This window comes from Pseudoalteromonas espejiana DSM 9414 (assembly GCF_002221525.1).
In the GTDB taxonomy this organism is placed as follows: domain Bacteria; phylum Pseudomonadota; class Gammaproteobacteria; order Enterobacterales; family Alteromonadaceae; genus Pseudoalteromonas; species Pseudoalteromonas espejiana.
In genome coordinates, this window is record NZ_CP011028.1 from 1,574,490 (window position 1) to 1,586,974 (window position 12,485).

Here is a 12,485-nt window from a genome sequence, read left to right on the forward strand (position 1 = left end):
CTTAAGCAACCGCTTTAATTACTTTTGGCTCGGCGCTTATAAGTATGTTGCCGTCTTCAATTTTTGCATCAAAAACCGGTAAATGTATTGCTTCTGCCTCTAGGCACTCGCCTGTTGCTAAACAAAAATGTTGTTTATATAACGGCGAAGCCACAACCAGTTTTCCCTCTATAGAACCAATAATACCGCGCGATAATACATTCGCTTTTCCAATTGGGTCGTAGTTACTAATGGCAAACACGCTTTGTGTGTTTTGTGGTACATAAAAAATGGCCACTTGCTGATTATTAACTAATGCGCATACACCACTGTTAGCAACTAGGTCGTCGATTGTTCCAATATTATGCCAAGACATCAGCTTGCTCCTCTTCAAGTTCCACTACCGGAATACGGTTTTGAGTAATTAGTTGTTCGCGTTTTTCAGCGTCTGTAGCTGGGCGAATTTGATTACGTTCTTGTACAAATAAAATATTGTCATCGGGGTTAGGGCTATTAACAAACTGGCGAAAACGCTTAGAAGCTTCAGGGCTTTCTACTGCTTTTTTCCACTCACAGGCGTATGTTTGAGTAATAAGTTTCATTTGTTCTTCAAGCTCTTGGCAAATACCTAAGCTGTCATCTATTACTACACTTTTAAGGTAGTCTAGGCCGCCTTCAAGGTTTTCCATCCATACAGACGTACGCTGTAATTTGTCGGCGGTTTTTATGTAAAACATTAAAACGCGATCTATGTATTTAATGAGTGTGGCTGTATCTAAATCGGTAGCAAATAAATCGGCGTGACGAGGGCGCATTCCGCCATTACCACACACATATAGGTTCCAACCGTTTTCGGTGGCAATAATACCTATATCTTTACTTTGTGCTTCGGCGCATTCACGGGTACAACCCGACACGGCCATTTTAAATTTATGTGGTGAGCGTAACCCTTTATAGCGGTTTTCAATTTCTATTGCGTGGCCAACACTGTCTTGTACACCATAACGACACCAAGTACTTCCCACACAAGATTTAACCGTTCTAAGAGACTTACCATAAGCGTGGCCTGTCTCAAAGCCAGCTTCAATGAGTCTTCCCCAAATAACGGGTAGCTCTTCTAAACGTGCACCAAATAAATCGATACGTTGTCCGCCGGTCACTTTACAATAAAGGTTAAAGTCTTTTGCTACTTGGCCAATGACAATGAGTTTGTCGGGTGTTATTTCGCCGCCAGCAATACGCGGTACTACAGAGTACGAGCCGTCCTTTTGCATGTTAGCAAGGTAGGTGTCGTTAGTATCTTGCAGGCCAACATGGGCGGGCTCTAAAATAAAGTCATTCCATGTTGAGGCTAAAATAGAGGCGATAGCAGGCTTACAAATTTCACAGCCGTGCTGCCCACTGCCGTGTTTAGCTAATAAATTATCAAAGGTTTTAATGCTTTCTACTTTAACCATATGCAGAAGCTCTTGGCGCGAATACGCGAAGTGCTCGCACACATGGTTGTTAACTTCAACACCACGACTCGCTAGCTCATCATCTACTACCGATTTAAGTAAAGCGGCGCAGCCACCACAACCACTGGCCGCTTTTGTGCACGATTTAACAGCGGCTAAATCGCATGAGCCACCATCAATAGCACCCACAATGTCGCCTTTACTCACGTTATGACACGAACAAATGGTGGCGGTATCGGGTAGGGCACTGCCCGCTAATGAAGGTGCGCCAGCGCTGTCTGGTAAAATTAAACACTCTGGATGCTCTGGTAAGTCCATGTCGTTTAACATGTACTGAAGTAGCGTATCGTAATCGCTGGTATCGCCAACCAGTACTGCTCCAAGCAGCTTATCGCCGGTTTCATTTAAAATGATTTTTTTATAGCAGTCTCTAATTGGATCTTGGTAAATAAGCTCTTTGCAGTTGGGTGTTTTTGCATGAGCGTCGCCAATAGAGCCAACTTCAACACCGAGTAGTTTTAATTTAGTGCTCATATCGGCACCTAAAAACTCAAGCTCGCCGCCACTTAGCTGGCTTGCTGCAACCCGGGCCATGTTGTAGCCAGGTGCCACTAAACCAAATAGTTTTTTATCCCATAGGGCACATTCGCCAATAGCTAAAATATCAGGGTCTGAGGTTTGGCACTGGTTATTAATAATAATACCGCCACGCTCGCCAAGCTCTAGTTCAGCCACTTTGCCAAGTTGATCATAAGGACGAATACCCGCAGAGAACAAAATTAAGTCGGTTTCTAAAAACGTACCGTCTGAAAAATTTAATCTAAATCGGCTCGTTTCACCTTTAACAATTTCGCTGGTTGCTTTAGAGGTGTGAACAGTAACGCCTAGTTTTTCTATTTTATTTTTTAATAGCGTGCCGCCTTGCTCGTCGAGCTGTACCGCCATAAGCTGCGGTGCAAACTCAACAACATGCGTATCAAGCCCTAATTGTTTAATGGCGTTTGCGGCTTCAAGTCCTAATAAACCACCCCCAATTACTACACCACTTTTACTGGCTGCGGCACTGGCTTTTATTTGCTCTAAATCCTCTAGGGTGCGATAAACCAAACAGTGTGGTTGATCGTTCCCCTTAATGGGCGGCACAAACGGGTATGAGCCAGTAGCTAAAATAAGTTTATCGTAATTGTATTGCTCACCCGTTTTGGTGGTAACGACTTTATTTGCCTTATCAATTGCATCAACCCATTGGTTGGTAAATACATTAATGTTTAATTGCTGATAATTATCAAAGGTGGTTAGGGCTAAATCTGCGGCTGTTTTACCATCAAATACACTCGATAAATAAACACGGTCGTAGGCTAAATTTGCCTCGCCGCATAAAACAGTTATATGGGCATGGGCGTCGCTTTGGCGCATTTGTTCAACAAAATGGTGCCCAACCATCCCATTACCAATAATGAGTATTTTTTGTGGTGTTTGCATTGGTATTCCCTCAGTGACGGTTAAATTTAAAAACAAAAAAAGCCCGCCACAGATACAAGTACATGTAACTGCGTGCGGGCTTCTTTGCCTTTAGCTGGTTATTAGCGAGCTTTAATTTTATGTCGTAAAAATACGAACTTACCAGCTAATAAGCAAATACGTTGCCAATTATGTAACCCTTTGTTTATGTTTATTAAGTTAATAATAGTAAGCTTTTAAAAAAGGGGGGTGTTTAATTATGGTGCACGTAAGCACCTGATGAGTGCATACAACTTTTTAATTTTTTGGCAGTTTATTTATATAGCAATTAACTAAATTGGTCAGGGCAACGTGTTGCTCCGGAGTATTTATTGGCTTACTAAAATCGCCACTCACTGCTATAGCGCAGGCACCAGCATCAAACCATTGTGTTAAATTATCTAAATTTATACCGCCTACAGGCATTAGTTGTGCCTCAGAAAATGGGCCTGTTAACGCTTTAAAGTAATTAACCCCCATACTTCCTGCAGGAAATACCTTAATAATATCAGCGTTGTACTCTATTGCATTGGCTATATCGGTAGGTGTGAGTGCCCCCATTAAAACGGGTAAGCCATGCTGGTGAGCAAGCTCTACAACTGCTTTATTAGTGTTGGGCGTTACAATAAACTGCGCACCAGCATCTACTGCTTGCTGTGCAATATGTGTATTGATAACTGTGCCAGCGCCTATAAGTATTTGCGGGTTCTTTGCGCGGGCATTAATAATTTCTTGCTCAAACCCCGGTGTATTAGAGGTTATCTCTAACACTTTTATACCTGCAGAAATTAGGCAGTCTATTACATTAGTTACATCAGCTTGTTGTGCTAATCGAATGATAGCAACTAGCTTATGCTGCTTTATTAGTGTTACGATTTTTTGTTTGGCTGAGTATGTGGCGTGGCTCATCATTGTATGCTCAGTTAGTTAAGTTACAGGCAATAAAAAACCGCTACTAGCAGCGGTTTTTTATTAAGTAATGTTACATTACACGCATACCTGGCTCTGAGCCGTCGTCTGGGTTAAGAATGTAAATTTCTTTACCGCCAGGGCCTGCGGCTAATACCATGCCCTCAGACATACCAAAGCGCATTTTACGAGGCTTAAGGTTTGCAACCATTACTGTAAGCTTACCTTCGATGTCCTCTGGTGCATAAGCTGATTTAATACCTGCAAATACTTGGCGAGTCTCGCCGCCTAAATCAAGAGTTAGTTTAAGTAGTTTGTCAGCGCCTTCAACGTGCTCTGCTTTTGCAATTTTAGCTACGCGTAAATCTACTTTTGCAAAGTCATCAAACTCAATTTCATCGCTAATTGGCTCTTTTGCAAGTGGGCTATTTGGGTCAATCGTTACTTTTGACTCTAGGCTTTCTTTTGATTCATCAACCATTTTATTCACTTTATCCATTTCTACGCGTTGCATTAACGGCTTAAACTTATTAATAGGGTGGTTTACTAGTGCATTTTGAACACCATCCCACGCTAGGTCGTCATTTAAAAAGGCTTCTACATTTGCAGCCATTGCTGGTAATACAGGTTTTAAATAGGTAATTAAAACGCGGAACAAGTTAAGGCCAAGCGAGCATACTTCGTGTGCTTCTTGTTGTTTTGCTTCGTCTTTAATAAGTACCCATGGGGCTGCGGCATCAATAAATTGGTTTGCTTTGTCGGCAAGGGCCATAATTTCACGAATGGCACGGCTGTATTCTCGGTTTTCATAATGAGCAGTAATGCTTGGTGCCGCTGCCTGAAATTCTTCAAGTAGTTCTGGCTGCATAATAGTGCTACTTAGTTTGCCATCAAACTTTTTAGTAATAAAGCCTGCACAGCGACTCGCTATGTTTACTACTTTACCTACTAGATCTGAATTTACACGTTGTGCAAAATCTTCTAGGTTTAAATCAAGGTCAATAATACCGCTGTTTAGTTTAGCTGCGTAGTAATAACGTAAATACTCTGGGTCTAGGTTATCAAGGTAAGTACGCGCTTTAATAAACGTGCCCTTTGATTTAGACATTTTTTCGCCATTTACGGTTACAAAACCATGAGCAAATACATTGGTTGGTTTTCTAAAGTTAGCGCCTTCTAGCATGGCTGGCCAAAATAAGCTGTGGAAGTAAATAATGTCTTTACCAATAAAGTGGTATAGCTCTGCCTCTGAACCTTCAGCCCAAAATGCGTCAAAGTCTAGGCCTTTTTCGTCACATAGGTTTTTAAAGCTGGCCATGTAACCAATTGGCGCATCTAGCCAAACGTAAAAGTATTTACCTGGTGCATTTGGAATTTCAAAACCAAAGTAAGGCGCATCACGGCTAATATCCCACTGCTGTAGTCCATCGGTAAACCATTCGTCTAGCTTGTTAGCCATTTCTTGTTGAATGGAGCCTGAGTGTAACCACTCTTTTAACATGCCTTCAAATGCAGGTAGGTCAAAAAAGTAATGTTCAGAGTCTTTTAAAATTGGCTCAGCACCCGACATAACAGAACGCGGGTTAATTAGCTCTGTAGGGCTGTAAGTTGCGCCACACGAGTCACAGCTGTCGCCATTTTGGTTTTCAGACTTACACGTTGGGCAAGTACCCGTTACAAAGCGATCAGGTAAAAATATGCCTTTTTCAGGGTCAAACAATTGCGAAATAGTGTGCTTTTTAATATGACCGGCATCGTTTAGACGGTTATAAATAAGCTCACTCAGCTCTTTATTTTCTGAGCTGTGAGTACTGTGGTATTTATCAAACTTAATGTTGAAGTCGGCAAAGTCGCGTTGGCGTTCAATGCTTACATTTTTTACCATTTCTTCAGGCGTGATCCCTTGCTTTTGCGCATTAAGCATAATTGGCGTGCCGTGGGCATCGTCGGCGCAAACATAATATGCTTCATGGCCTTGTAGCTTTTGAAAACGTGACCAAATATCAGTTTGAATGTATTCCAATAAATGGCCTAAGTGAGTAGGGCCATTAGCATAAGGTAATGCGCTGGTAATGAGGATCTTTCGCTGCGTCATAATTATTCCGAATTGAGGATAACTCACCATTTTGACTGTAAAAAGGAGAGCTATCATTAATATATCTACAAGCTAGTGGCTAACAGTACGCATAGCTTATGGATTTTTGTTAATTGACTGGTGTTAATGCCCTGAATGTTACATAATTCTGTGGCACTTTTCATCAAAGAAACGCTATTTAATTGCTATGTTTGGACTGTCAAAACTATTCTCTTCTAAATCGGTGCAAAAACAACCGATTATTACTGCCTTAGCGGCGTATCGTAGCGCGGCTTTTGCCGTGGGTATTGATGAAAGCTTTATCGATACAATTTCTCAAAATGACGATAAATCTATACTTATAAAACTTACGCTGCCTTTTGCAGCGCAATCAGAAATGCCAAAGGTTGAGCAGCATGTAAGTGAAAGCTTAAACGTACCTGTGGTAATTGAATCTGTGGTTAGCATTAAAGAGCCTGCCAAATTTAAAGCCATTAAACATATTGTGCTTATTGCCTCGGGTAAAGGCGGGGTGGGTAAATCTACCACTGCGGTAAATTTAGCGGGGGCACTTAAAAATGAAGGCGCAAAAGTAGGAATTTTAGATGCCGATATTTATGGGCCGTCTATCCCTATGTTATTAGGGCTTGTAGGCGCAGAGCCGCAAACCAAAGATAACAAACTACTACAACCATTTGATGCCAACAGTATTAAAGCCCAATCAATTGGCTTTTTAGTGCCAAGTGACGATGCTACCGTATGGCGCGGGCCAATGGCCTCGGGAGCGCTCAACCAATTATTAAACGAAACCGATTGGGGCGAGCTTGATTATTTAATTGTTGATATGCCGCCAGGTACCGGTGATATACAATTAACCATGAGTCAAAAAGTACCCGCAAGTGGCACTGTTATTGTTACTACCCCACAAGATTTAGCGCTTGCCGATGCGCAAAAGGGTATAGCCATGTTTAATAAAGTAAATGTGCCTGTACTTGGCCTTATAGAAAACATGAGCCATTACATTTGTACTCACTGCGGTGAAGCAAACCATGTATTTGGCAAAGACGGCGCCGAAAAACTTGCCCATAAGCACGGCGTACCCGTATTAAGCCATATTCCCCTTGCCATAGATATTCGTGAATATTCTGAGCAGGGCAAACTTATTGCCAGCGATAACAGTGCCGCAATAAGTAAAACATACAGCGCAGCAGCGAGGCTAATGGCCAGCACGCTTTACTATCAACAGCATCACAATGCGATTGAAATTGTGATTACAGAAGATTAATAAAAATGAGACTTTCAGACACACATATTAAAGAATACTTAAACGATGGCCGTATTGTTATTGAGCCTGCGCCAACAAGCGAAATGATTTCGGGTGTAACCGCCGACTTACGCTTAGGGAATAAGTTTAGAACCTTTAATGCACATAATGCAGCCTTCGTGGATTTAAGCGGCCCTAAAGATCAGTTAAATAAAGCCATGGAATCAATAATGAGTGAAGAAATTGAGCTTGCTGATGGCGAGGCTTTCTTTTTGCACCCAGGCGAGCTTGCGCTGGCCATTACGCATGAAAAAGTAACATTACCTGCCGATATTGTAGGCTGGTTAGACGGGCGTTCGTCGCTTGCCCGCCTTGGTTTAATGGTGCATGTAACCGCACACAGAATCGACCCTGGCTGGAGTGGTAATATTGTTTTAGAGTTTTATAACTCAGGTAAGTTGCCACTAGCACTGCGCCCAATGATGAAAATTGGTGCAATGAGTTTTGAAATGCTTTCAGGCCCGTGCGAAAACCCATACAACATTCGTAAAGACGCAAAATATAAAGATCAAAGTAGTGCGGTAGCAAGCCGTATTAGTGACGATAAATAACCAGTTAATATAGACATTACTCGTCTGTTTTATGAAGCGCATAACCCAGTAATTCAAAATAACGGTTAAGCGCTTTATTTGCGTTATTAACATGCTGAGCATTTGGGTATATTAAATTACTGCTTTTTAAGCCACTAACCAAAAAGCTATTTTGAATAGTGCTGTGAGCATCTATACAGGCTTCAAAGCAGCGCGCCGCTAATTCCTCAGGCATACTCATGTAATTCATGTTATGCGCTTGGTCGTGTTTTATGCACGTTTGTACGAATTCATTCGCATCTTCCCCATTTAAATCTAAAAACACGCTTTTGTAAAAATTGTTTAGCGCACTATTAAGTGGGTGCGATAAATTTGGTGTATTTGAAAGCCACAATTTTGATGCAAATCCAAAGCGAGGTTTGGCTGCAAATAAGTGCTCGCTTATATGATGATCAAATGCATGAAACCATTCGTGGGCTAGCGCGCCACCACCGGCATTTTTAGCAAGCGCTAAGGTTTGGTCGGCAGCGTTATAGTGCGCTTGCACACCTTTTTGACCGCCGTGACCAAATGCAAAATTAAGTTTACCGCGAAGGCCAATCGCTTTTGGCGGTAAATGCAGTATTTGAGCAAGGTCCGCGAGGGCATCGTAAATTAAATTAGCACTTATGAAGCGCTCTTCTTTGGTAACCCATTTACCCACCACCATAGATCTAAATCCAAAGGTAGTTCTTATATCGCTAAAGTCGACTTGGTCGTCAAAGCGGTAATCGGGGCCTTGGCGTGTAAAGCCTCGTTTTAATCTGTTTGGGTAGTTTCGCATGCGCTAATTTTATAGATTAATTTAAGTAACGTGCTTTTACGTGTTCGGGCATGTGTTGGGTTTGTTTTTTTATTAATTCATCTAACAAATTATAAAGTGGCGCGGGGTTTAACTGCTCTATTAAAAACAAACTATGTGCAACGGCTTCAAGTGTTGAGAGGCTATCGGCTCTAGGGGCTTTTCTAATTGCGTAACGGTTAGTAGGCAACTGCTTAAAGCTGACTGTTTTAAACTGATTTAACAGCGTTGTGAGCTGTAATATTTTGTAGGCTTTTTTCCATGTGCCGTCTATCACAATTAAATGAGTGATATTGTTTATCTCAGCGCTTTTTGCTTTCTCATCTAAATTTATAGCCTTCCCATTAGGGTAAAGTAAAACTGTTGATTCTAAAGGTAGGCTTTTTAGTATTGCAAAGTCGTTATTATTTTCACCTTTGACTATTTGGCAACCAGTTAGGCTTAAATTAACTAATTTAGCGGTGTTTTTAGCTATTTTTTCTTCGCTTGGGTGTTGTAGAATAATAACTCTAATTTTGTTGTTTATATGTGAAACAGCCCTGCATATACAGGTTGAGGGCGTGAACTGACAGCGTTCGCAAAGTTGGCGGGTCATTAATAAACTTTTTGCTGATGTATTTAATATAATTATACATTTATAAAGTAATAAAGTTGGAATTTTTTACGCATAGATATACAGTAATACTATTAACTATAAAAAAGACATGGATTGTTTATAAGGGCTTAAAATATGACAGAAGTACAAATTGATGTGGCTGCTTTAGAGAGCATGCAATCGTTACTTGGTGAACAGTTTAAAGATACACTGGAATTTTGTTGCAGTGAGTTTGAACGTTTGGGAAATGAAGTAATTGCAACATTAGGGAACGATAAAGAAGCGTCTATTCGCCACGCCCATAGTTTAAAATCAAATGCTGCACAGTTTGGTGCTACAAGTTTATCTGAGGTAGCACGCGATATTGAATTAAGTCTTAACCAAGATAACTTAGACCAAGCTACTTCTGCTTCTGCTTATTTAATGGCGCAAGTAACGGGCTCGCAGGCTAAGTTAAACGAATGGTTAGCAACGAATTAGTTAATTGAGCATAAACGTGAATTTATTTCAGTCTTAAGCAATTAATTAGGCTAGTATTTTGCGCCTTTAATAGGTTAATCTATGCCTTAACTAGGGCGTGTTTGGCCTTTCGAGAATAATTTTTTTGCAGAGTGTTTAATTTTTAAATTAGCTAAAGCACATGTGTTGTTAATGTATAAAACAATAACAACACATAAAACTCTATTTAAGGGCGCTTTACGCAACTTTCCTACTCGAATTACCAAACCAAATCAGGTTATATCCCACGCGCTGCGAAAACCCCTCCCTAGATTTAACAAATTTTGATTTAACAAAGCCACTACGCCCAAAGAGGTAGCAATGTCAGATATAAAAAAGAGTCATAAACTAGAAGGTGTATGTTATGACATTCGTGGGCCGGTTTTAGCGCAAGCTAAAAAAATGGAAGACGAAGGTCAAAAGGTTCTTAAATTAAATATTGGTAATCCGGCTGCATTTGGCTTTGATATGCCAGAAGATATGCACCGCGATATTATCCGTAATTTATACTCGGCCCAAGGCTATTGTGATTCTAAAGGGCTTTATTCTGCACGTGTGGCGGTTTATCAGCATTACCAGCAACGTGGCTTGTATAATTTAGACGTAGATAATATTTATATTGGTAATGGCGTGAGTGAGCTTATTCAAATGATCACGCAAGCGTTACTAAACAACGATGATGAAGTGCTTATTCCTGCGCCTGATTACCCTTTGTGGACGGCATCGGTTAAGTTGGCTGGTGGTAATCCGGTTCATTATTTATGTGATGAAGAGCAAGATTGGTTTCCGGATATTGCGGATATAAAAAGTAAAATTACATCTAAAACTAAAGCATTGGTGCTCATAAATCCAAATAACCCAACCGGTGCGGTTTACAGCGACGACTTACTTAAAGAGCTAATTAATATTGCGCGCGAGCATAAACTATTACTGTTGAGCGATGAAATCTACGAAAAGATTTTATACGATGGAATAACGCATACCTCCATTGGTGCGCTTTGCGATGACGTGCCAATAATTACATTTAATGGGTTAGCTAAAACGTACCGAGCAGCAGGTATAAGAATGGGCTGGATGGTACTCAGTGGACGCACATCAGCAATGGAAGATTTACGCAAAGGGCTCGATATTTTATCCTCTATGCGGTTATGTGCCAATGTACCGGCTCAATATGCAATTCAACAAGCATTGGGTGGCGTACAATCAATAGACAGCTTAATAGACCCAGGCGGGCGGTTGTATGTTCAGCGTGATATAGCTTGGCGCGGGCTTAACGCCATAGATGGCATTAGCTGTAAAAAACCTAAAGGGGCGCTTTACGCTTTTGCTAAAGTAGACACAGCGCATTTTAATGTAACAGATGACGAAAAAATGATGTTTGATTTGCTAAAAGCAGAAAAAATATTACTTGTACATGGGCGAGCATTTAACTGGCCTGAGCCTGATCATTTTAGATTAGTGTTTTTACCTAATAAGGACGATCTGTCTAGTGCGATGCTTAAAATGCAGCGCTTTTTTAAAGACTATCGCCAAGTTTAGTTAATTCCAACTAACGCGTTGTAAAATAAAAAACGAGCTTAAATAGCTCGTTTTTTATTATAGCGATAATGCTAATACGCGCTATTAGTAAGCGCGGTCTACTCTTACAGTGTTATCACTTAAATAGACAAGGCGTACGTTATCACCTTTACTAAAGCGCATTGACTGGTCTTGGTCTTGTACCACCATGTATTGGTCGCCGTTTTCTACTTGAATTAGTAATTCGACTAGGTGCGTTTGTTTATAATAGATTTTTTTTTGCTGATTATTATGGGCAACGCTACCACCAATTACAGAACCTAAAATGGTTGCGACCGTTCGCCCGCTTCCGCCACCAAACTGATTACCCACTACACCACCGAGTAGGGCACCGCCAAAGGTTTTCCAACCACTGTTTTTATCTTGGACGAGTTCTTGCTCAGTTATTTTGCGAACAGATTTTACATCACCAAATAACACTTGCTGCACGGGTACGGCTTTATTTCGCTCGTAGTTTGCAAAGCTTGGATTGCTGATTGTAAGTAAAGTGCACATTATTAGCGTTAAGGCTTTCATAATAGTCTCCTGTTGGTTGCCATATACGTATTATGTGTAATACGTATATGGCTTTAAATTACCAACCAAATGTCGATTTTTCTTTCGTTTTACGAATTTCTGTTTCGTCTGCCCACTCTACTAGGCCGCTTTCCATATCCATTAAACGCATTGTAAATTTGTAATACACGTCTGATTTGTCGGCATTAGATTTTACAATGCTCGATAAATTTCCGTATAGCATGTATTGCGCGCCAATTTGTTTACCAAAAGCAACCGCGGTTGCAGGGTTTACAAGAGCGTCTTCGTTTTGGAAATTAAGTTGTTCGCGCACTGACTCAACACGGGTCATATCTACAAAACGGAACTTACCACTGCGCAGCATTTGCGTAGAGATTGAATCGGTGATTGATTCGGTATCAATGTGTTCGCTGGTTTTATTTTTAATTCGCTCTACAAATACCACAGGGCGTTTGTTTTGCGTCATTGTGCCAACCACAGGCGAGCTAAGTAGTGAGTCGGTCATTTGGCTGGCTACTTTTTGTAAATCGGTAGAGCCAAAGTTAATATCAGTCGTCTCTACTGCTTGTGCATCACCGTAGCTTACTACAGCTTTGTTAGCACAGCCGCTAAGTACCAAAGCACTTAGGCCAACGAGTGCGTAGCTAGATAGCGTTTTAAATTGTGTTACTTTCATCATTTTAC

At 40.9% G+C, this 12,485-nt stretch carries 12 protein-coding genes; 4 read left to right on the forward strand and 8 right to left on the reverse strand.

Translation table 11 applies throughout. The features are described 5' to 3' along the window. Window position 1: 1 nt before the first annotated feature. The 4 genes from nirD to metG form a co-directional block, all read right to left on the reverse strand. Window positions 2-355 (reverse strand): nitrite reductase small subunit NirD, encoded by a 354-nt coding sequence (nirD, locus tag PESP_RS07270; protein ID WP_089347424.1) that lies wholly within the window; start codon window positions 353-355, stop codon window positions 2-4. Then, a complete protein-coding gene (gene nirB / locus PESP_RS07275) occupies window positions 342-2,918 on the reverse strand; it encodes a nitrite reductase large subunit NirB (protein ID WP_089347425.1) in 2,577 nt (858 codons plus the stop codon). The genes nirD and nirB overlap by 14 nt, the downstream gene beginning before the upstream one ends. A gap of 276 nt (window positions 2,919-3,194) precedes the next feature. Then, window positions 3,195-3,845, reverse strand: coding sequence for a bifunctional 4-hydroxy-2-oxoglutarate aldolase/2-dehydro-3-deoxy-phosphogluconate aldolase (locus tag PESP_RS07280; protein WP_089347426.1), 651 nt, complete (start codon window positions 3,843-3,845; stop codon window positions 3,195-3,197). Between the two features lie 73 nt (window positions 3,846-3,918). Beyond that, on the reverse strand, window positions 3,919-5,940 hold the full coding sequence (metG, locus tag PESP_RS07285; protein ID WP_089347427.1) for a methionine--tRNA ligase: 2,022 nt from the start codon (window positions 5,938-5,940) through the stop codon (window positions 3,919-3,921). Between the two features lie 187 nt (window positions 5,941-6,127). Here metG and apbC point away from each other — a divergent pair, with 187 nt between their 5' ends. Together apbC and dcd are read left to right on the forward strand one after the other, a co-directional pair. Continuing rightward, window positions 6,128-7,204 carry an iron-sulfur cluster carrier protein ApbC gene (gene apbC, locus PESP_RS07290; RefSeq protein ID WP_089347428.1) on the forward strand — a complete coding sequence of 359 codons (1,077 nt, stop codon included), beginning with the start codon at window positions 6,128-6,130 and terminating at the stop codon, window positions 7,202-7,204. Between the two features lie 5 nt (window positions 7,205-7,209). After that, window positions 7,210-7,794, forward strand: a complete 585-nt coding sequence (gene dcd / locus PESP_RS07295; protein WP_089347429.1) for a dCTP deaminase — start codon at window positions 7,210-7,212, stop codon at window positions 7,792-7,794. 16 nt (window positions 7,795-7,810) lie between these two features. Here dcd and PESP_RS07300 read toward each other — a convergent pair whose 3' ends face one another. Continuing rightward, on the reverse strand, window positions 7,811-8,596 hold the full coding sequence (locus PESP_RS07300; protein WP_089347430.1) for a CLCA_X family protein: 786 nt from the start codon (window positions 8,594-8,596) through the stop codon (window positions 7,811-7,813). 16 nt (window positions 8,597-8,612) lie between these two features. Continuing rightward, complete coding sequence (locus PESP_RS07305) at window positions 8,613-9,209, reverse strand: tRNA-uridine aminocarboxypropyltransferase (protein WP_089347431.1); 597 nt, start codon at window positions 9,207-9,209, stop codon at window positions 8,613-8,615. A gap of 135 nt (window positions 9,210-9,344) precedes the next feature. On the opposite strand from PESP_RS07305, the gene PESP_RS07310 reads away from it, so the two are divergent. Both PESP_RS07310 and PESP_RS07315 read left to right on the forward strand, forming a co-directional pair. Beyond that, complete coding sequence (locus PESP_RS07310) at window positions 9,345-9,689, forward strand: Hpt domain-containing protein (RefSeq protein ID WP_089347432.1); 345 nt, start codon at window positions 9,345-9,347, stop codon at window positions 9,687-9,689. Window positions 9,690-10,028: 339 nt separating this feature from the next. Then, entirely contained in the window at window positions 10,029-11,246 is a 1,218-nt protein-coding gene (locus tag PESP_RS07315) for a pyridoxal phosphate-dependent aminotransferase (RefSeq protein ID WP_089347433.1), read from the forward strand. Between the two features lie 84 nt (window positions 11,247-11,330). On the opposite strand, the gene PESP_RS07320 is transcribed toward PESP_RS07315, so the two are convergent. Further along, window positions 11,331-11,801, reverse strand: coding sequence for an outer membrane lipoprotein (locus tag PESP_RS07320; protein WP_089347434.1), 471 nt, complete (start codon window positions 11,799-11,801; stop codon window positions 11,331-11,333). Between the two features lie 58 nt (window positions 11,802-11,859). Next, entirely contained in the window at window positions 11,860-12,480 is a 621-nt protein-coding gene (gene lpoB / locus PESP_RS07325; RefSeq protein ID WP_089347435.1) for a penicillin-binding protein activator LpoB, read from the reverse strand. Between the last annotated feature and the right edge of the window lie 5 nt (window positions 12,481-12,485).

Bases quoted from the DNA above. Each gene is read 5' to 3' on its own strand.
- nirD (WP_089347424.1), bottom strand. From the start codon at position 355: ATGTCTTGGCATAATATTGGAACAATCGACGACCTAGTTGCTAACAGT.
- nirB (WP_089347425.1), bottom strand. From the start codon at position 2,918: ATGCAAACACCACAAAAAATACTCATTATTGGTAATGGGATGGTTGGG.
- PESP_RS07280 (WP_089347426.1), bottom strand. From the start codon at position 3,845: ATGAGCCACGCCACATACTCAGCCAAACAAAAAATCGTAACACTAATA.
- metG (WP_089347427.1), bottom strand. From the start codon at position 5,940: ATGACGCAGCGAAAGATCCTCATTACCAGCGCATTACCTTATGCTAAT.
- apbC (WP_089347428.1), top strand. From the start codon at position 6,128: ATGTTTGGACTGTCAAAACTATTCTCTTCTAAATCGGTGCAAAAACAA.
- dcd (WP_089347429.1), top strand. From the start codon at position 7,210: ATGAGACTTTCAGACACACATATTAAAGAATACTTAAACGATGGCCGT.
- PESP_RS07300 (WP_089347430.1), bottom strand. From the start codon at position 8,596: ATGCGAAACTACCCAAACAGATTAAAACGAGGCTTTACACGCCAAGGC.
- PESP_RS07305 (WP_089347431.1), bottom strand. From the start codon at position 9,209: ATGACCCGCCAACTTTGCGAACGCTGTCAGTTCACGCCCTCAACCTGT.
- PESP_RS07310 (WP_089347432.1), top strand. From the start codon at position 9,345: ATGACAGAAGTACAAATTGATGTGGCTGCTTTAGAGAGCATGCAATCG.
- PESP_RS07315 (WP_089347433.1), top strand. From the start codon at position 10,029: ATGTCAGATATAAAAAAGAGTCATAAACTAGAAGGTGTATGTTATGAC.
- PESP_RS07320 (WP_089347434.1), bottom strand. From the start codon at position 11,801: ATGAAAGCCTTAACGCTAATAATGTGCACTTTACTTACAATCAGCAAT.
- lpoB (WP_089347435.1), bottom strand. From the start codon at position 12,480: ATGATGAAAGTAACACAATTTAAAACGCTATCTAGCTACGCACTCGTT.